Origin of the sequence: Bacteroides sp. (genome assembly GCF_030151085.1) — a bacterium.
In the GTDB taxonomy this organism is placed as follows: domain Bacteria; phylum Bacteroidota; class Bacteroidia; order Bacteroidales; family Bacteroidaceae; genus Bacteroides.
Window position 1 is genome coordinate 90,731 of record NZ_JASLER010000035.1, and the last position, 19,853, is coordinate 110,583.

Below are 19,853 nucleotides of genomic sequence, written 5' to 3' on the forward strand. Positions count from 1 at the left end.
TTCTCATTATGTTAATATAATTTCCAAAGAAGATAAATAAGCAACTATTCTTTTCAATAAAGAGATTAAGCGGTCAGAAAGTGGGGGTAAGACATTTCAGCTGAAGAGGTCTTCCTCTACCTCATCTGAAAGATCTTTCAAGAAATTATGGTGCAAGATACGGGATATGCGAATAAGGAGAGTCAGATCTATATTATCCCGTGCAAAGATATCATACGCATTAGTACGATGGCATGATAATTTTTTGGCAAACCAAGTAACGGAACGTTCTTGCCGTTCCAATTCCTGCTTGATAAGTTTGCCAATGGGTTCCATAGGATTAGTATGTGCATTATACGCAAAAGCGTGGGTTCTACATCTGCTTATCCCTGGTTTAGGCCTTCGCAATGCCCTCTATGGAGATAAGCAACGCAGCTGGCCCACGCCGTACGGATTATGCAGAACACACCAATGGCTGATATGTTTGATAAACACATACATAGTGGACGCTTTCGTTGCCATATCCTTCCATAGATTAAAGTTGCGAAGTTTAAACCAGAAAGATAAAAGTACGTAAACGTCTCTATAAAATCATGTCACCCTCCCCCTGTCCTTGCGGACCAGCTGAAAAGGTGTGGCAAATATACAACTCCGGACGGTAGTTACAAAATAATCACCCTTCTTTTTAGTTTCACAAAAAAAACCTCCTTGCCACATTTCTGCGACAAGGAGGTCCAAATACATATTACAAACTAAATATCTTATCAGAACAAATATGCGGCAGAAATTTGCCAAGTCTTGTTCTTGGCGCCGATAGCATCGCCTGCATTCTTAAAGGTAAAGCTGTCTCCCATTGGGAATTGATAGTTTACACCAACTTGAAGGTGCTTAATCAATTTAACACCGACTCCTAAGTTAAGTCCTACCTGAGCTTTCTTACGATCAATATAATCTTTTTCTTTGAAATCAAAGAAGAAATCAGGACCCGCTGCGAAATAGATACCCAGCATGCTTCCCAGTCCGATGGTATATTTCAAATTAATGGGCACTTCCAGACCGGTTTGCTTCACAGCGTCTTTACCTCTCTGTGAGAACAATAAAGCTCCATCCACACCAAGACCTACAATAGGAATTGTGATTTCCGCCATTGGACCAATGAAGAAGCCGGTAGAGTTATCCTTGTTACCTTTATATCCACCATCCCAGTCTATCTTTGTCATATTCACACCACCTTTGACACCCCACTTAATGAGTTGCGCCTGAGCAGGCATAGCCACTAGCATATAGCATACAGCTATCATGAAAGCACTAAAAATCTTTTTCATAATTCATTGTGTTTAAAATTTCGGGACAAATATATGCAAAATATCATTAAAGGAACAATATGTAGTTAAATTTGTTCATAAACTTACATTCTAAATCTACTGCAACACACAAAAAAACAAGGAAAATAGAAACATCTAAATCTACAAAACAATTACATTTGCAACGAAGAAATAAGAAATTCCTATCCTCGTTATCTTTAAAATATCCAATTTTATGATAGAAATAAGAAAGACGCAACTCGAAGAGATAGATATCCTCATGGAAATCTTTGAGCAGGCCAAACGCATCATGCGGAAAGATGGAAATATGAAACAGTGGACGGGTAACTATCCATCTATCGAAATCGTAACCAAGGATATTCAGAATGGCAATAGCTATGTATGTCTCAATGAAGCCAGAGAAATCATCGGGACTTTTGCTTTTATCCCCGGTAATGACCCTACCTATGCTCAGATTTACGAAGGAGAATGGCTGGAAGATACACTTCCATACGGCGTTATTCATCGTCTGGCAAGTACCGAAGGAAGCAAAGGAGTAGCCACCGCCTGCCTGCAATGGTGCTATGAACAAATACCGAATTTACGTGCAGATACTCATCGAGACAATAACATTCTGCAATATATCTTAAAAAAGCATGGTTTTCATTACTGTGGAATCATCTTCCTTGCCAATGGAGACGAAAGATTGGCGTTCCAAAAGATAGAACAATAAATAATGTGAATCAGCCAGTTAAATTAATTCCTTTCAGAGGGATAATGCACACAACTCCCCTTTTCCTCCCCTTCCTCTCCGCTCCTGCTCCGCTTATAGGTACCCATAAGCGGAGGAATAGCGGAGCAGATAGCGATCTGGTAGTTTCAAAGCCTATTCCGCCTGTACCTTCTAACAATCTCCCGGTGACAAACGCTGTATTAATTCCCGCTTGACAAAAGGTTTATCAGTTTCTCCTCCACCTTAGGCTCGATCCCGATGGAGGTGGCAAGTAGTGTTTGCCCTCCATGTCAGCGATATTGGTAGTGCTGAGAGCACTCTGTAGCAGATACAGACCTTGATAAAAGATGTCGTAAACGGGTTTATGAACAAGCTTCAACTATTGATTCACATAAATAAGTAAACTCAAATAACTATAATTTTTCAAACATAAACTATCCACTCTTTGTTTTAATATAAAATAGTTTCACTATTAAGTGGAAGATAAAAACAATATTGAGATGAAGGATTATAAAAGAATGACTGTTGGTGAAATAGTTGCCGACAATTTTAATAATGCCGTAATTTTTGACAAATACGGTATTGACTTTTGTTGCCACGGTTCCATTCTTCTGCCCGAAGCCAGTAAAAAGGCAGGAGCTGATATGGAAGTAGTTATAAAAGAGATAGAAACTCTGGTGCCAACTACCTCCGAGAGTATTGATTTCAAGAGCTGGCCGTTGGATTTACTAGTAGATTACATCCTTAAAATCCACCACCGCAACATTCGCAAACAAGGTCCGGAAATAATGAAGTTACTGGATAAAGTATGCCAGGTACACGGTGAAAAACATCCGATACTTTACACCGTAAAGGAACTCTTCTATAATTCCATTTACGACCTGAACTCGCATCTCGACAAAGAAGAGCTGGTTCTCTTCCCATATATCTATGAGATGGTAAAAGCTAAATTAGACAACATCGCAATTCAGGAATTCCAATGTGGAAGCATCTCAGCCCCCATCTCCGTGATGATGGCAGAACATGATGCCGAAGGAGAACGTTACCGGAAGATTGAGGAACTAACCAAGGAATTTACTGCACCGGAAGATGCCTGCGACAGCTATCGCCTGGTACTGCGACAACTGAAGGACTTTGTAGCAGCCTTGCATCAGCATATCCATTTGGAAAATAACATTGTCTTTCCAAGAGCCCTTGCATTGGAAGCAGAATTGAAAGAACGGCCATGACGCAGATCAGAATCAAACGAGTATATGAAGACCCCGATACCACAGACGGCTACCGCGTATTGGTGGATCGACTGTGGCCACGCGGCATGAAGAAGGAATATCTGAAATATGATGTATGGGAGAAAGACATCACCCCTTCACCGGAGTTAAGAAAATGGTTTCATGAGGATCAAGAAGAACATTGGGAAGGTTTTGCTGCCATGTATCGCAAAGAACTTGAAGACTCGGTAGATGCTCGCCAGTTCATCGAACATATAAAGTCCTACAATATAGTGACTCTGCTATATGCCTCCAAAGAGCCTGTTCACAATCATGCACGTATCTTGCAACAGTTTCTGCAAGCCCATTTAGGCTAATCACAAATATTCATTATCTTTGTATCGAAAGGAACGGTGCTATTTAGGCACCGGAATATAAAATGATAGAATTACGTACGGTCAACTTAACCCGATACATCACACCTCTGCGTGAAGGTGGTTCCCTGCCTGCACTCGCAGAAGCCGACGACGAATTCAAATACGTCGTGAAGTTTCGTGGTGCCGGACATGGCACAAGAGCATTAGTAGCCGAACTGATTGGCGGAGAGATAGCCCGTCTGCTGGGTTTCCGTGTACCGGAGCTTGTATTCCTGAACCTCGACGAAGCTTTCGGTCGCACCGAAGGCGATGAGGAGATTCAAGATTTACTACAAGGGAGCAGAGGATTGAACTTAGGGCTACATTTCCTCTCGGGTGCGCTGACCTTCGACCCTGCTGCAACACGTATCGATGCCGAACAAGCTTCCCGCATAGTTTGGCTTGATTCCTATCTGACCAATATCGATCGCACTTTCCGCAACACCAATATGCTGATGTGGCACAAGGAACTTTGGCTGATAGACCATGGCTCCACACTCTATTTCCATCACTCTTGGGGAGACTGGAAAAAGGATGCACAAAGTCCTTTCAACTATATCAAAAACCATGTATTGCTTCCCGAAGCCTCCCAACTTGAAAAAGCGGATGCAGAACTCAAGCCTCTACTGACAGAAGAGAAAATACGCTCCATCGTCGCCCTATTGCCCGATGATTGGTTGCAATGGAACGATGTAGACGAGACACCCGAAGAAATCAGAGAAATATATACGCGCTTTCTGACCGAGAGGCTGGCGCATTCCGCAACATTTGTAAAAGAAGCACAAGATGCAAGGAAAACACTTATATGAATACGCCGTCATCCGCTTGGTTCCCAAAGTAGAACGTGAGGAGTTCTTCAATGTGGGAGTCATTCTGTTCTCCAAAAAGGCGAACTTTATCTGTTCACTATGCCATATAGATGAAGAGAAATTAAAGTTATATGCCACCGAACTGGACCCCGAAATGGCAGCAACCCACCTGCAAGTATTTCAGAAAATCTGTTCGGGAGATAAAGACGGAGGTCCTATCGCCTCTCTCGATGTACCGGAAAGGTTTCGTTGGCTCACCGCCATAAGAAGTTCCTGCATCCAGACTTCACGTCCACATGCAGGTTTTTCAGATAATTTGGATGAAACATTGGAAAGACTCTTTAGAGAGTTAGTCTTATAGTATCTCCATAAGTCCGACAAAGGATAGTCTGACTACGAATACTTTTTCTTCAATTCTTCTACTCCCATGCCTGTAAAGTAATCTTCTATAAAGCCCCAACGTTGCTCGTCCGTCAACTTATCCGTACCGAAGAAGAAGGTAAACAAATCAATCTGCTCCTCAAAAATCCGTTCATTCGTATCAAGAATGAGGTTATGATAGTCGTCGGAGAAAGCAAGTTTTTGTAGATTATCCGGATCATTGAAACGGACGGAGACACAAGGAGTACCACCACCCTCAACACAGAACGAAAGGCAATCGAGCATAGAAAGGAGGTTCAGAAGCATATTCAAATCAGAGAAAGGAGTACAATAGAATAACAACCGGTCTCCCTTACTGCCAACTATACGCTGACCGAATAATTTCTGATAACGGGACAATAGCAAATCAAAGCCTTTTGTCACTGTAAAAGATAATTCGTTAGAGTCTTTTTTCTTCACGCTACTAATATAGCTGACGCTACGCCCTTCTTCCGTACGACTTTCCAACAAAGAACCAATGAAACGTTTGGCAGACCGCACATCCATGCCATGATCAGCAAAGACTGCACGAAGTTCTTCTTCATCAAAACGCCCTTTACTCTTCAGCAAGGCGGTTTTCAACATGGTAGTCAAGCTATTGAACATCGCATTCATCCGTTCACGAATCACTTCAGCATCTTCTTTTAGCAAGACTTCATGTTTACCTACCGATACAGCACGGGAACCTTCCCATAAGGTACCATTATTCAGTTTCTGTTTGAATTCTTTATAACCAAGATCAGAGAAACGTTCTTCCCAAAGATCATCAAGACGAGCCATGTAAACATTCTCTTCGCCCTCTACCTTCGTGAGAAAATCCTGAAATTCATGGGCAAAAGCATCCCCCATCTTATCTTGAACAAATCCTTCGGTCAGTAAGTTTTTGGGGCTGACTTCCAATAAATGCTTTCCGTAGCGTTGCGCCAAATCATCTTCCAGCCATAGCAAGGCTGTTTTGATGAGTTGTCCTAGCTCTGCTTCATATTCCAGCTTATTCTTGGTTCGAGGCAATTTCACCACAAATTCAAAGTCGGACAAAGAGACCATTATTTCGGGCTTCTCACCTTTCATCCGATAAACTTCCATGAGCTTCCTCAGAATAAGCACTAACTGTTCCTGAGCAATATTCCCTGTCTGATGCAGACGCTTCATATAGTAGAAATCACGCTCGTGATAGTCCGTAACAGATACACCTTGAATATCCGCATCGCGGGCGGAACGTCCTATCTCCTGTATATAATCAACAAATGTACTCGATGGTGCAACATGGTATACACGGTCGATATCACTGATATCCACTCCCATACCAAAAGCTTTCGTGGCAACAATCAACCGTTTGGAACCTTCCTTAAACTCTTGCACAATTGTCGCTTTCTGTTCTTTATCCTTCTTACCATAGTAGGAAGCCACCAAATTCCAATCCGAAGGCTTGACCCAAGTTTTCAACCTCATATCAATACCACCCGCAAAAGGATAATAAAGCAACGTTTTATGACCGTCCAAAAAGTCCTCTATCCTGGCAGCAACTACACGCTGTTTAGCTTTGTCATAAGTCTCCCCTTCTTCCATCTGCATCTGACGGATATCAAAACCGATATTCCGACGTTTCACGGTACCCACATAAAGTACACAGGGTTCCATCTGCAAAGAACGAATAGTTTCGAACACCATATCATTACCACCTTTAGGATTCCATACAGCTGTAGCAGTCAATGCAAATAATGGGAATGTGTAACCAAGACTTTCTTTCAATGCACTCAGATAGCGTCCCAGGAACCAGTAATCCACTCGGAATTCCTTACCCCATGTCGTCACTGTATGCGCCTCGTCTACAACAACCAGACCGATACGACGTTCACCGATAAAGTGCTTGATATCGTATGAAAGGAGTAATTCGGGCGAGAGGTAGAATAAATTGATTTCTCCTTCGCGTACCTGACTGTAAACTTCTGCCTTCTGTTCGGGCGAAAGATCAGAAGAAGCATACGCCACACGCGAATACCCTAAATCCTGCAAACCTTCCACCTGATCCACAATCAAGGCTTTCAAAGGAGAAATAACTATAGTCAGCAGATTATATTCCTTTCCCAGATAAATAGCAGGAAGTTGAAACAATAATGATTTTCCGGAACCGGTAGGAGCAGTCAACAAAATATTATCGACCTGAGACTTCTCGTCTTTTTGTGCATTCTCTGCTTCAAGAATAACATTCTCTATCAGTTGTCCTTGTGAAATACTGAGTTTATCTTTTCCTTTAAACAAATCGTCATAAATTTCAAGATCGCGAAACTGGTCATAGCCGTATGTTTCTTTTAAAAGTATATTCACCGCTTCGCGGCAACTTTCCGGCAAATGTCTTTCTCTCAATTCGGGTAATTGCCGCGTTGTTTCTATTTCTATATCTGCCATAATCACGGGATATTAAAACCTCTCCTTATATTTCTACTTATTTTTATGCAATAAAATATCACAAATATAAGGTAGATTAATTCCTCCCCAAAATGTTATTGCAAAAAAAGCATACTTTATATCATTGTTAACTTACTAAATCATTGTATAACTCACAGCATTCACTATCTTTGAGTTATGAAAGACTAAATAAAAAAATTATATAATGAAAAACACACTACTACTTTTATTCATTTGCCTAGGATACTTCCTTACTTCTGAAACAGTACAAGCACAGGAGATGTCACAAGAATCTCCCGTGAAACAATGCCTAGGTATCAACCAACCTGTAGGTACTGCTCGTGGTATATTCCCTGGTCGGGTAACCTGGAGCCATGCTCCCGGCGCAGCCAGCTGGGATGAAGGAGATAGCTTCTGGTTCGAAGACCGCTTTAACAATCAAGATGATTGCGACTGGCTGATTAAGCAAACCCTTCGTTCGCTTACCGGGACCAAGAATGAGAAAGCTGCCTGGAAAACCTTGTTCAAGTACTACAATTCCAATCATGGAAAGGGGAAATCAGGTTATGCCCCCAATGAAAAGATTACTATCAAAGTTAACAATAACAATACTTACTCCCACGCTGATTGCAAGGAAATAAACTCTTCCCCCCAATTGCTGCTAGCATTGCTAAAAAGCCTGGTCTATAATGCAGGAGTACCCGAAGAAGCCATTACCGTTGCCGAACCGAGCCGCTTCATTACCGATTTTCTATTTAAGAAGTGCCACGACGCTTTTCCAAAAGTTCGTTTTGTAGATAATCACGGAGGTGAAGGACGTACCAAGTCTACTTATACCGCAGATGCCATGGCTTACTCCAAAGACAACGGTCCTCTAGCACGTGGCATTGCAACAGCATTTACCAATGCCGATTATGTCATTAACATGGCACTACTGAAAGGACACGTGGGGCAAGGTGTTACCCTCTGTGCCAAGAATTGGTATGGAGCTATGAGTATCCATGCAGATTGGAGGAAGAACTTTCATAACAACTTCAATCAAAGCAAAGACGGTACTCCCAAATACATTACTTTCGTTGATTTTATGGGACACAAAGACCTGGGTGGTAAAGGGCTTCTTTGGCTGATTGACGGTTTGTATGGATGCAAACAGGTAGATGGTGTACCTGCTCCCAAATGGGATATGGCACCTTTCAACGGAAACTGGCCTTGTTCTTTATTTGGGAGCCTCGACCCTGTAGCCATCGACATGGTAGGAAATGACTTCCTCATCAACCAGTTTCCCAACATGCCCGATGTCAACTACTCGGATATGTATTTGCAAGAAGCAGCCCAAGCCGATAAAGCCCCATCGGGAACCCAATATGATCCCGAAGGTGATGGTACCTATTTACCAAGCCTTGGTGTAGCCGAACATTGGAGTAATGCGAAAGACAAACAGTATAGCCGCAATTTAGGTAAAGACAAAGGAATAGAGTTGATTTACATACTACGTTCCGGCAAATAAGAAAAGAAAATCCTTCATCATATTAAAGCACGTATGACACAGAATCTACTATTCCACTAAAAAGGAATTATAGATTCTGTGTCATACCTGTTTTTAAAAAGCGAAAGCAGCCTTTTAGCTGCCTCACACTATTCACTTTTAGCCTCTAACTATGCAAGGCTTTTGCTGATTCCGCGCTAATATTCCTCTTCGTTAAAAAAGAAATCCTCCTTACTCGGATAATCGGGCCAAATATCTTCAATGCTTTCATAAATCTCGCCTTCATCTTCCATTTCCTGCAGGTTTTCAATCACTTCAAGCGGAGCACCCGAACGCATGGCATAGTCTATTAATTCATCCTTAGTTGCCGGCCAAGGAGCATCTTCCAGTTTCGATGCTAATTCCAATGTCCAATACATATCTGTAAGTATTAAAATTGTAAATATTAAGTCCTACTTTCTATTTTTCGGCAAAAGTATAACAATTTATTTCACACGCAACTATTATTCCAAAATATTTCTTCTTTTTTCTCATCACAATTGATTTTGCGCGACAAAACAAATAAATAATCAGACAAACGATTTACATAAGCTAATAATTCAGAAGAAATTTCCACATGTTCAGCCAAAGCAAGAATTCTACGTTCGGCGCGACGACAAACAGTACGGCAAATATGACAAACCGCCGCTCCACGGCTTCCTCCCGGAAGAATGAAGTTAGAAAGAGGTGGCACCAGACTATCCAAATGGTCAATTTCCCGCTCTACCGCCTCAACCAATGCAGGAGTAATAATGCTCACATCGTAAAGTTTAGTTTTTTCTTGATCAGTGGCAAGATGGGAACCTACTGCAAACAATTTATCCTGCACATGCTGAAGGAAATGCTTATCGCGATCATCGGACAAATAGGTTATCAATAACCCCAGATTAGAATTAAATTCATCAATCGTACCATAAGCTTCCAGACGAATATGAGTCTTAGGCACACGGGTACCACCTACAAGTGAGGTTGTTCCTTTATCTCCGGTTTTAGTATATATCTTCATAATAAAACGTTGTTTTAAGTGATTAAGTAGTTTAATGATCACTAAATTAAACGTCTAAAGATAATCAAAAGTTGATAATATAATCCTGTTTTATCTTAGTTTTATCAAAGAAGATAACACCGAGATCATAAAGATCGAAGGTAATGCCTACGCGCTCATCCTTCTTCATGCGTTTCCAAAGTGCGAGCATCTTCGAGCTATAGCGAATCCCTTCAACAACAAAAACTGATTTCTCCGTTATACGATCCGCACAGATACGAAAAACATCCTCCATAAAATCAGGATGGCGGTAATCGTGCAGATAAAGAAAGTCTACGGGAATGCCGGATTCCAGGAATAACTCAGAGAGATCGAAAGCAGAAGTATAATCGACTCCCTCCTTCCCGGCTTTTAAGTAGAGCGCAGAAGCAGCAAGGGTACCGGCATCGACTACTGTATATGGTTGGGTATAATTAACAAGACGAAACAGAAACTGCTTTACCTTTTTCAGCTCATACAACCATTGTCTATCCTTCTCTAGTGCTAGCCGTTTCTCTTCCTCTTCCAGATCCTTATATTTATAATAAGGTGTAGACTGATAGATTACTTGAGTTATCAGATTAAAAGCAAAAGGAGAATGTACCCCGTAACCACAACGATTGCGAAAACGACGTAACCAGATAAACGGACGTTTCAGAGTAAGTATAATGCGATTCATACCAACAATTTTTTATTGCAGACTTCCTTTGATAGTTATTCCATTGTCGGAAGTATAATTCTCTGTAACATTCAAGATTACATTATCATCCTCAAAACGGAAGGTTATGCCAAGGGCACTTATCCAATTGACATAGTGTGCCTTCAACTGTAAAGTTGTAGCTGACGACCAAGCATAACTACCTGCCACCCAGAAAGGACCTTCAATACCCTTGAGAGCACCTACAGCAGTGACTGAGTAAGGAGGATAAACTTCGGTAGAGGTCTTCAACCATTGTTTATAACCGAAGGGCAGGTCATACGTAACACCACTTTTATCAGTAACCGTCATCACCACTTCCTTCTGTTTGAATTGCAGGCTGAGAGATTGCCAGCCATATTTATTATTTTCAAGTGTAATACGTTTACCAGCATATTCCCGTGCAATAGGGGAATTAGCTTTTCCTTGAACTAATGGTAACTGATAGGCATTCTGTTTCTTTTGCAAAAGTTTATAGTCCTTACCCGGTGTCAAAGCCTTATCTCCTACTTGAGGCAATAAGCGGTTCCAAACCAACCGACGCTGGTTATTACCGTTTATCAGTGTACATTCAGTTATAACTACTACCATATCTTTATCAGGGATTATCAAAACATACTGCCCTAAAGCTCCATCCAGACGAACGGCACCGGGATATTCACACATCCACATCTGATAACCGTAATCTTCGTCACCGGCTTCCATTTGTCTGGTAGTCATTTGCTCTACCCAAGCAGCGGGCAACAACTGCTTACCTTCCCACACACCACCATTCAATAATAGAAGACCGAATTTTGCCAACGACTCGCTTTGAATGTGCAATCCCCAACCGCCGGTATTTACACCTTCGGGACTGATTTCCCATGCAACATCGGTTATGTTCATCGGAGTGAAAAGCTTCAATTTAAGATAGTCCAGCAAGGTCATACCGGTAACCTTCTGAACAATGGCAGAAAGAAGATAAGTGCATATTGAATCATATTCAAACTTCTTACCAGGTGCTTTGACGGGCTTAGCAAGGTAGGTACGTATCCAATCGGTAGTAATGTTACGCATGTTCCAGTCCGGTGTAACACCCGAAGTCATAGTAAGCAGATCATGGACGGTCATATCCGCCAGATTAACGGAAACAGAATCGGGAAGAAATTCGGGGAAGAAAGCACCTACACGATCAGTCAATCGCAAACGATTGTCCGCAATAGCCAATCCTACTGCCGCGCCGACAAAAGTCTTGGAACAGGAATACATAGTATGACGATATTCAGGAGCGAAGGGAACAGGATAAGCTTCTGCAATCACTTTGCCATGTCGCACCACCACTACACTATGTATATCTGTTTTAGGCAGTGCAGTTAGCGAATCGAATAAAACCACAATAGCTTTGGAGGGTACTCCTTCCGCTTCGGGAGTAGAACGCTGCAGCTCATTGATTTGTGCACAAATTGTTGAAGAAACCAGCGAACAGAGAGTAAATAGAATTAAACCGAATTTATTCTTCATAACTGTATTAAGCATTTGTATTATAAGTAGTGCAAAAGTACAGTATTCAGTTGCGAAAGACAAATATTACGGAAAAGAAAAGTTAGCTATTTTCATATACTATCTGCTATATTCCATACTCTCAATACTATTAGAAGAAGTTTATCTCACATATTTCTGCCTCACTTAATTCTACAGAAAACATTTTTTCTATGTATTCATACGTCCGCCCTCCAACTTTCACCGTCGCACGACTGATACCTGCCGGCATCTTTATAATAAACTTACCAGATACAAGAGCAGTAACGAGCGCCTTGCTTGCAAGTCCATCTTTCCAGTCCAAGCCTACAGAAGCTCCACCGCGTACACGCATGCCACGAAAACGACCGTCACTCCAACTGGTAGGCAGAGCAGGAAGCAGATTTATAAAACCTTCGTGACTTTGCAGAAGCATTTCGCCGATACCAGCAGCGCCACCATAATTACCATCAATTTGGAAAGGAGGATGAGCACAGAAAAGATTCGGGAAAGTTCCACCACCACTATATCTCCTCTGGGCATCATTAACAGGATGAAGTAAACTTTTGAATAACTTCCAAGCACGATCACCATCACCCAAGCGAGCCCAAAAGTTGATTTTCCAGGCACGACTCCAACCGGTACCCTCGTCTCCACGACGATTAAGTGTCACACGACAGGCTTCGGCAAGTTCCGGTGTGCCATCAGGAGAAATCAAATTGCCCGGATGCAATCCGTAGAGATGAGAAACGTGGCGATGATGAACGTCGACTTCCTTGTAATCCTCTAGCCATTCTTGCAGATAGCCTTCTTTACTGATTTGCATCGGCGGGAACTTCTTCAAATCCGATTCAAGACGAGCGATATAATCAGCATCGCAATTCAGCAGACGAGCAGCTGTAATGACATTGGTATAAAGTTCGGTAAGAAGCTGTACATCCATTGTAGGTCCCATACAAATGCTAACAGCAGTCACACTATCACCCGGTACATAAAAACTATTTTCGGGAGAAGAAGTGGGAGCAGTTACCAGCCAGCCATGCACAGGCTCTTGTACAGTAGTCGAACTAAAGAATTTGGCAGCTCCTTTCAGAATGGGATAAATACGACTCAAGTATCCCTTATCCTGAGTATATAGATAATGTTCCCAAAGATGGGCACAGAGCCATGCACCTCCCGTATTGGTAGCTCCCCAAGAAGGGTGTTCGCCGGGAGCGGTATAATTCCAAACGTTGGTCATCATGTGAAGCACCCAGCCATCGGCTTTCTTACCGTAGAAAGTACGGGCAGTAGCTTCGCCGGAAGGAATAAGACGCTCCACCAACGTAGTTAAAGGGTTATATAGCTCCGAAAGACCTGCTTGTTCGAGCGGCCAGTGATTCATCTGGATATTGATATTCGTATGATAGTCCCCATTCCAGGGAGTAAGCAGACCATTTGCCCAAAGTCCTTGCAGATTGGGAGGCAGGCTACCGGGACGGGTACCGCTGATAAGTAGGTAGCGACCGTAATTGTAGTAAAGAGCAGCTAAAGCGGGAGATTCTTTTTGCGCAAAACGAAGAATACGCTCATTAGTAGGGAGTGCATCGTCTGTTGTAGCAGGCAAATTTAAAGAGACTCGGTCGTAAAGAGCACGATGGTTAGCTATATGTTCTACCACAATTCTCTTACTAACATTTTTTTGTAGAGAAGAATTGGCAGCATTTAGCAAACTATCACAGACCTGCACATAACGTTTACCGGGAAAATCAGTACCTTCGGCAGAGTAAGAAGTTGTAGCAGAAAGGATCAACCAAGCATCTTGTCCGTTCTTCAGACTGATGCCATTTTCAAGGGTAGTTGTCCGCTCACCTCCCTTCGAAACAAGTTGCATAGCTACACGGTATTTCATTCCGTCTTGTCCGGGCTTGCCGCTATCCAGTATGCCACTCATCAAAAGAGCATTGCCTTCAATAGTCAATGTGCTACATGCTGCACGGCTCAAACGGGCTGAAAAGTTCAAAGCACCCTTATTGCCGGCTGTCAGATGTACTAACATGACATCACGTTCACGTGACACAAAGTACTCGCGATTGTAGTTAACGCCATTTCGGATAAATGAAGTATAAGCTATTGCATCACGCAGATTGAGCGATCGACGGTAATCTTTCGTAACCGGCAAAGAAGCAGTCTTAGCATCCGGATATCTGAAATCAATATTCAAATCTCCTAATACTTGATAGGTTCCATATCTTCCGTCCGTCTCCTGCTTTTTAGGAACAAAACTGCTATACATCAACTCCTGTGCCTCTTTATTTTTTCCGTCAAACAGCAGTTGCTGAATGGTGGGCAAGCTCTTAGAAGCATCCGGGTTGCTATAATCAGCTTCCATTCCGCTCCATAAGGAGATTTCGTTCAATACGATGTGTTCTCTGTCGATACCACCATCCGGCATCATACCTAAACGACCGTTTCCTAAAGGTAGCGTTTCTTCCCAAATGGTTGCGGGGGAGTTATAGTAAAGCTGATGATTACAACTATCGGCTATGGTTTCAGCAGATAGCAAAACAGACATGAAAACTAGCAGTAAGAAGGAAAGTAGTATTTTCATAATTCTAAATTTGAAACGAGTTAACTGAGGAACTTCAATAAGAGTTTGGCTACACCATGCAAACCTTTTGCAAAGATACTTACTCCCGCTATATTAAGGTACAAAAGTCCTGACTTTTATTTTTATCTGTCCAAGTATAAGGTAGAAAAGTCCCGTTTTTATTTCGATTTACCTGGTCAATCGAAAAGTAAACTATGGTCAATCGAAAGAACAACCTAGGTCAATCGAAAAGAAGACCTAGGTTGTTTGATTTATAATCACCACTTAGGAAGTTAAAGTGGCTGACGGAGAACATAAAAACGGGAGAATCGTACTTAAACCCGAACGACGAACCGTTCCTACCTCAACAACAAGCTATTTTAATTCAAATGGTACCATCCCACGGATGTCAGTAGAAGAAGCACCGATATAGATTTTGAATTTACCCGGTTCTAGTGTCCAGGCACTTGCAGTCTCGTCATAGAACTTCAAATCATCCGGAGTAAGGGTGAAAGTCACCGTCTTCTCTTCTCCGGGTTCAAGTGCAATCTTTGTGAAGTGCTTCAACTCCTTAGCCGGACGAAGCACGCTGCATTTCTCATCACCTACGTAAAGCTGTATGATTTCTTTTCCCGCAACACTTCCCGCATTCTTTACAGGAATGGTTACGGTCAGCATTTCGTCAGTTGTCATCGTCTTGGCAGAAGCTACCGGCTTACCGTATGCAAAAGTTGTATAACTCAATCCGTGTCCGAAGGAGAAAAGAGCCGGAATCTTCTTTGTATCGTGCCAGCGATAGCCTACCAATACATCCTCTTTATACACTTGTTTGATACTATCTCCCGGATAGCTGAGCGCATCGAAAGCATTCGCGCCACAATCCGCTAACTTCGCAGGGAAAGAGAAAGGCAATTTACCACTTGGATTAACAGCGCCACTCAGCACATCAGCCAATGATTTACCACCCATAGAACCGAGATACCATCCCTGAACAATAGCAGGAACTTTAGCTACCCATGGCATTTCCACTGCATTACCACTTAGAAGTACTAATACAAGATTCTTATTTACGCCCTGCAAAGCCTCAATCAATTCATTTTGTCCGAATGGTAAACCATATTGCAGACGATCGCCACCTTCACAATCTTGAAAATGATTCTTATTCAATCCACCGACCAACACTACCAAGTCGGCTTTCTTTGCCATCTCTACAGCCTCAGCACGAAGTGAGTCCACAACCGTTTGAGGAACTTCATCCGCACGACCGTACATCGGACGACCTGCCGCATAACCTTTGGCATACTGCACCTTGTCTCCATACACCGCACGTAGTCCGTCTAACGGAGATACCATATCTTTCACTTTCAATTCAGAAGAACCACCTCCTTGATTGAGCAGACGAACAGCATTATCGCCTACCACAAGTATATTTTGATATTTCGCTGCATCAATCGGCAACAATGGAGCACCTTTCTTTACCACCGGAGTATTTTTCAGCAATACAATACCTTCGTTGCCTATCTCACGGGCGGCAGCATAATGCTCATCGGTACAAACCGCACCGTATGGCTTCTGACGATTCATTGCCGTACGGAATATCAACCGGAGAATACGGGAAGCTTTATCTTCAATGGTAGACATGGGTACTTTACCTTCCTTCAACATAGCAAGGTAAGGATGAGCCAAATAATAGTCATTATATGTAAAAGCACTTTCCGAAGTCAGTCCATTCGTATAGGAACCCATTTCTATATCGAGACCATTGACAGCAGCTTCGTATGTATCATGTGCACCGCCCCAGTCGGTAATAACGCAACCATCAAATTTCCAGTCACCTTTCAATATTTTGTTCAGGATAAGATCATTGTGACAGGCATGTTGACCACGTATCTTATTATAAGACCCCATGATACTCCATGCACCACCTTGTTCCACAGCAGCTTTGAAAGCCGGCAGATAGATTTCATATAAAGCCCGGTCACTCAAATTTACATCAATATGCCCACGCCATAATTCCTGATTATTCAAAGCATAATGCTTAACACAAGCTGCTACACCATTCTTTTGCAATTCCTGAATATAAGGCACACACATTATGCTAGCCAAGTAAGGGTCTTCACCCATATATTCAAAGTTACGTCCATTCATCGGTGTACGATAGATATTGACGCCAGGTCCCAGAAGAACATCTTTTTCACGATAGCGGGCCTCTTCGCCGATAGCCTTACCGTATCTAGCAGACATTTCCGGATTCCAGGTAGCAGCCAGACATGTCAATGCAGGAAAAGCGGTAATACTGTCATTGGTCCAATTGGCATACCCCCAATCATTCCAGTTAATTTCTGCACGTACTCCGTGAGGACCGTCGCTCATCCAAAGTTCGGGAATACCGAGGCGGGGAACACCTGCACTACTAAATTTGCTCTGTGCATGGCAAAGTGCCACTTTCTCTTCTAATGTCATACGGCTGAGGGCATCTTTTACACGCGCCTCAACAGGCTGGGAATCATCTAAATAAACAGGAGTTTGCGCTGATAGAGTTCCCATTGAACAGGCAAACAAAAGAGTTGCTAAGAATTTGTTCTTCATATTATTATTTACTGATAAATTACTATTTCACCTTTATCATTGTCGTGGACTTTTCAAGTCCATCAGACGTAGCTATAACTTTAATATTTCCCGATTGACCATTGTTCTGTATCACAACCAGACATTTACCATAGAAAGCCTTGCGATGATTGTCCTTGAATTTCTCCATAGAGATAGGACTACCATTATCTACACCGGCAATAAAACAGGAACCTTCTACTGCAAAGGTAACATCATTTTCTGCATTCGGACAAAGATTTCCATCCTTATCTAGTATTTCAACAGTTACAAAGCTTAGGTCTTTCCCATCGGCTTGAATAGTACTACGGTCGGGAGTCAGACGGATTTGTGCCGGCTTACCAGCAGTATGAATTTCTTGTTCGGCAACAACTTTACCAGCTTTGCGGGAAATAGCTTTTACCAAACCCGGCTCATACTTTACACGCCACATCACATGGAAATCATCTTTTCCTTTGCTACGGGTACCTTGAGATTTTCCATTGATAAAGAGTTCCACTTCATCGGCATTATTATAGTATGCCCATAAGTCTATTTCTTGTCCCGGTGTCCAGTTCCAGTGCGGGAAAAGATGAAGCACAGCCTTATCAGGGCGCCATTCGGACTGATACATGTAGTAAACATCCTTCGGAAAACCAGCAAGATCGATTATTCCAAAATAAGAACTACGTGCAGGCCAACCGTATGGAGTCGGTTCACCAATGTAATCGAAGCCAGTCCAAACGTACTGTCCGCTAATAAAATCGTTATTCTTGACATGGCGCAACGTACCTTCATGACGATTGCCCCAAGGCACATGGCAGTTATCGTAGGAAGAACAAGAGTATGAAGGTTCGTAGAAAGGTTTATCCCAACGTTCGGGCCAAATGAACATAGAATCACTCGGCATACGATAATAACCGCGCGTCATTAAACCGGAAACGCTTTCTGCTACAATGAATGGCTTTCCAGGGAAGTTCTCGGGAACACCAGCAAACCAATCGTCGTGATAATTAAAACCGATAATATCGAGTGCTCCCGAACGGAACAAGTGATTATTGGGATTCGGTTCATTGCAACCGGCAGTTACAGGACGTGTAGGATCAAGCGCTTTCACCATATCTGCCAATTTCTTTGTCAACAGGGAGTTAACGGACATTTCACCTTCTCCTGCCAGCATATCCGCACTATGACCAAAGTTCAGAATCAGATTGGCTTCTTCCAGGCTGAGCGTATCGGCTTTAGCGTCAGTCCATTGTTCCAGCACTTCATTACCAATGCTCCACATAAAAATGGAAGGATGGTTACGGTCACGCACAATCAGATCGGTAAGATCGCGTTCGTGCCACTCATTGAAGTAACGGGAGTAGTCGTGACGGGTCTTCTTCTTGCGCCACATATCAAATGTTTCATCCATTACTATAAAGCCCATGCGGTCGCAAAGGTCAAGAAGTTCCGGTGCAGGAGGATTGTGGGAACAACGAATACCGTTACAACCCATTTCTTTCAATATCTCCAACTGGCGCTCAATGGCGCGTGTATTCACTGCAGCACCCAGACAACCCAAGTCATGGTGCATACATACACCATTGATTTTCATTTGTTCGCCATTCAGAATAAACCCTTTTTGCGCATCAAAACGGAAAGTGCGGATGCCAAAGGGAGTGTAGTAAGTATCAACGATTTTACCATCCTTTTTGACTATATTCTTCACTTGGTATAAATATGGAGTATGAATACTCCAAAGATTAGGATTCTTCAAAAAGACTTCCTGTTCTACTTCTTTAGGTGCATTAGATAGTACTTCCACGTCTGAGGAAGTTTCCCCGACGATATTACCGTTCGCATCAAGTACTTGAGAATTCAAAGTAACATTGGCAAGTGGAATTATTTCGGGACCGTAATGAACAATCATTGAATCTCCCACATTGACACCTTCGTCTTCTACCGGCTCTGCATCATATTGAAGTGTTGTACGAAGAATGATCCGGGCACTGTTTTTGGTCACTTCATCGGTGGTTATATAAGTTCCCCATTGTGCTACGTGTATCGGATCTACCTTCGTCAACCACACATTACGATAAATTCCACAGCCGGAATACCAACGGGAATTGGGTTGCTCGGCATTATCCACTTTCACGGCTATCACATTATGCTCCCCCCATTTAATATAAGGGGTCAAATCATAGCTGAAGGAGATATAGCCATACGGCCGCGTACCCAGCTGATGACCGTTAATGTAAACGGTAGAGTTCATATAGGCACCGTCAAAATCAATGTATAGCCGTTTACCTTCATCCGCTTTGTCGGCAGTGAAAGTCTTACGATACCAACCTATGCCACCGGGCAGAGCACCTCCCCCCGTTCCGGAAGGATTATCTTTGCTGAACTCTCCTTCAACAGCCCAATCATGGGGCAAATTCAGTTTTCTCCAATCTGCATCATTATAATCGGGACGGGCAGCTGTAGAATCATCACCTAAACGAAATGACCAATCTGCCGTAAAGTCCTGCCGACGGCTATCAACTGTTTTTTGGGAAGAAGAACATGCACCCGTCAAAAGAAGAAACAGGCACAGTATAGGAAGAAGTAAGCATCTTTTCATGATATTAAAATAAGGAAGGGTTATTTAAAGTAGTATCTGAATTTTCCTCCTCTCGGGAGAATAATTCAGATA

The 19,853-nt window shown here is 42.5% G+C and carries 16 protein-coding genes; 6 read left to right on the forward strand and 10 right to left on the reverse strand.

Annotated elements, in window-relative coordinates:
• Positions 1-96 precede the first annotated feature (96 nt).
• A complete protein-coding gene (locus Q1W14_RS06670; protein WP_300700089.1) occupies positions 97-315 on the reverse strand; it encodes an XRE family transcriptional regulator in 219 nt (72 codons plus the stop codon).
• Between the two features lie 428 nt (positions 316-743).
• Positions 744-1,304: a porin family protein gene (locus tag Q1W14_RS06675; protein ID WP_300700090.1), complete on the reverse strand. Its 561-nt coding sequence runs from the start codon at positions 1,302-1,304 to the stop codon at positions 744-746.
• A 214-nt stretch (positions 1,305-1,518) separates the two neighbouring features.
• Here Q1W14_RS06675 and Q1W14_RS06680 point away from each other — a divergent pair, with 214 nt between their 5' ends.
• From Q1W14_RS06680 to Q1W14_RS06700, 5 genes are all read left to right on the forward strand, one after another.
• A complete protein-coding gene (locus tag Q1W14_RS06680) occupies positions 1,519-2,016 on the forward strand; it encodes a GNAT family N-acetyltransferase (protein WP_300700091.1) in 498 nt (165 codons plus the stop codon).
• Between the two features lie 500 nt (positions 2,017-2,516).
• Positions 2,517-3,245: an iron-sulfur cluster repair di-iron protein gene (gene ric, locus Q1W14_RS06685; RefSeq protein WP_300700093.1), complete on the forward strand. Its 729-nt coding sequence runs from the start codon at positions 2,517-2,519 to the stop codon at positions 3,243-3,245.
• On the forward strand, positions 3,242-3,601 hold the full coding sequence (locus Q1W14_RS06690; RefSeq protein ID WP_300700094.1) for a DUF488 domain-containing protein: 360 nt from the start codon (positions 3,242-3,244) through the stop codon (positions 3,599-3,601). Before ric ends, Q1W14_RS06690 begins: the two co-directional genes overlap by 4 nt.
• 65 nt (positions 3,602-3,666) lie before the next feature.
• Positions 3,667-4,449 carry a HipA family kinase gene (locus Q1W14_RS06695; RefSeq protein ID WP_300700115.1) on the forward strand — a complete coding sequence of 261 codons (783 nt, stop codon included), beginning with the start codon at positions 3,667-3,669 and terminating at the stop codon, positions 4,447-4,449.
• Positions 4,427-4,810 carry a DUF3037 domain-containing protein gene (locus Q1W14_RS06700; protein WP_300700095.1) on the forward strand — a complete coding sequence of 128 codons (384 nt, stop codon included), beginning with the start codon at positions 4,427-4,429 and terminating at the stop codon, positions 4,808-4,810. The genes Q1W14_RS06695 and Q1W14_RS06700 overlap by 23 nt, the downstream gene beginning before the upstream one ends.
• 32 nt (positions 4,811-4,842) lie before the next feature.
• Here Q1W14_RS06700 and Q1W14_RS06705 read toward each other — a convergent pair whose 3' ends face one another.
• Positions 4,843-7,278 carry a DEAD/DEAH box helicase gene (locus tag Q1W14_RS06705; RefSeq protein WP_300700096.1) on the reverse strand — a complete coding sequence of 812 codons (2,436 nt, stop codon included), beginning with the start codon at positions 7,276-7,278 and terminating at the stop codon, positions 4,843-4,845.
• A 205-nt stretch (positions 7,279-7,483) separates the two neighbouring features.
• On the opposite strand from Q1W14_RS06705, the gene Q1W14_RS06710 reads away from it, so the two are divergent.
• Positions 7,484-8,785 (forward strand): DUF362 domain-containing protein, encoded by a 1,302-nt coding sequence (locus Q1W14_RS06710; RefSeq protein WP_300700097.1) that lies wholly within the window; start codon positions 7,484-7,486, stop codon positions 8,783-8,785.
• 176 nt (positions 8,786-8,961) lie between these two features.
• On the opposite strand, the gene Q1W14_RS06715 is transcribed toward Q1W14_RS06710, so the two are convergent.
• The 7 genes from Q1W14_RS06715 to Q1W14_RS06745 form a co-directional block, all read right to left on the reverse strand.
• Positions 8,962-9,183 (reverse strand): DUF2795 domain-containing protein, encoded by a 222-nt coding sequence (locus tag Q1W14_RS06715; protein WP_002558131.1) that lies wholly within the window; start codon positions 9,181-9,183, stop codon positions 8,962-8,964.
• A 71-nt stretch (positions 9,184-9,254) separates the two neighbouring features.
• Positions 9,255-9,809 carry a cob(I)yrinic acid a,c-diamide adenosyltransferase gene (locus Q1W14_RS06720; protein WP_300700098.1) on the reverse strand — a complete coding sequence of 185 codons (555 nt, stop codon included), beginning with the start codon at positions 9,807-9,809 and terminating at the stop codon, positions 9,255-9,257.
• Positions 9,810-9,873: 64 nt separating this feature from the next.
• A complete protein-coding gene (locus Q1W14_RS06725; RefSeq protein ID WP_300700099.1) occupies positions 9,874-10,506 on the reverse strand; it encodes a hypothetical protein in 633 nt (210 codons plus the stop codon).
• A 12-nt stretch (positions 10,507-10,518) separates the two neighbouring features.
• A complete protein-coding gene (bas-suc, locus tag Q1W14_RS06730; RefSeq protein WP_300700101.1) occupies positions 10,519-12,024 on the reverse strand; it encodes a 3-succinylated cholic acid synthase in 1,506 nt (501 codons plus the stop codon).
• Between the two features lie 130 nt (positions 12,025-12,154).
• Entirely contained in the window at positions 12,155-14,611 is a 2,457-nt protein-coding gene (locus tag Q1W14_RS06735) for a glycoside hydrolase family 95 protein (RefSeq protein ID WP_300700102.1), read from the reverse strand.
• A gap of 354 nt (positions 14,612-14,965) precedes the next feature.
• On the reverse strand, positions 14,966-17,179 hold the full coding sequence (locus Q1W14_RS06740; protein WP_300700103.1) for a glycoside hydrolase family 3 C-terminal domain-containing protein: 2,214 nt from the start codon (positions 17,177-17,179) through the stop codon (positions 14,966-14,968).
• 22 nt (positions 17,180-17,201) lie between these two features.
• Entirely contained in the window at positions 17,202-19,781 is a 2,580-nt protein-coding gene (locus tag Q1W14_RS06745) for a glycoside hydrolase family 2 TIM barrel-domain containing protein (protein ID WP_300700104.1), read from the reverse strand.
• Between the last annotated feature and the right edge of the window lie 72 nt (positions 19,782-19,853).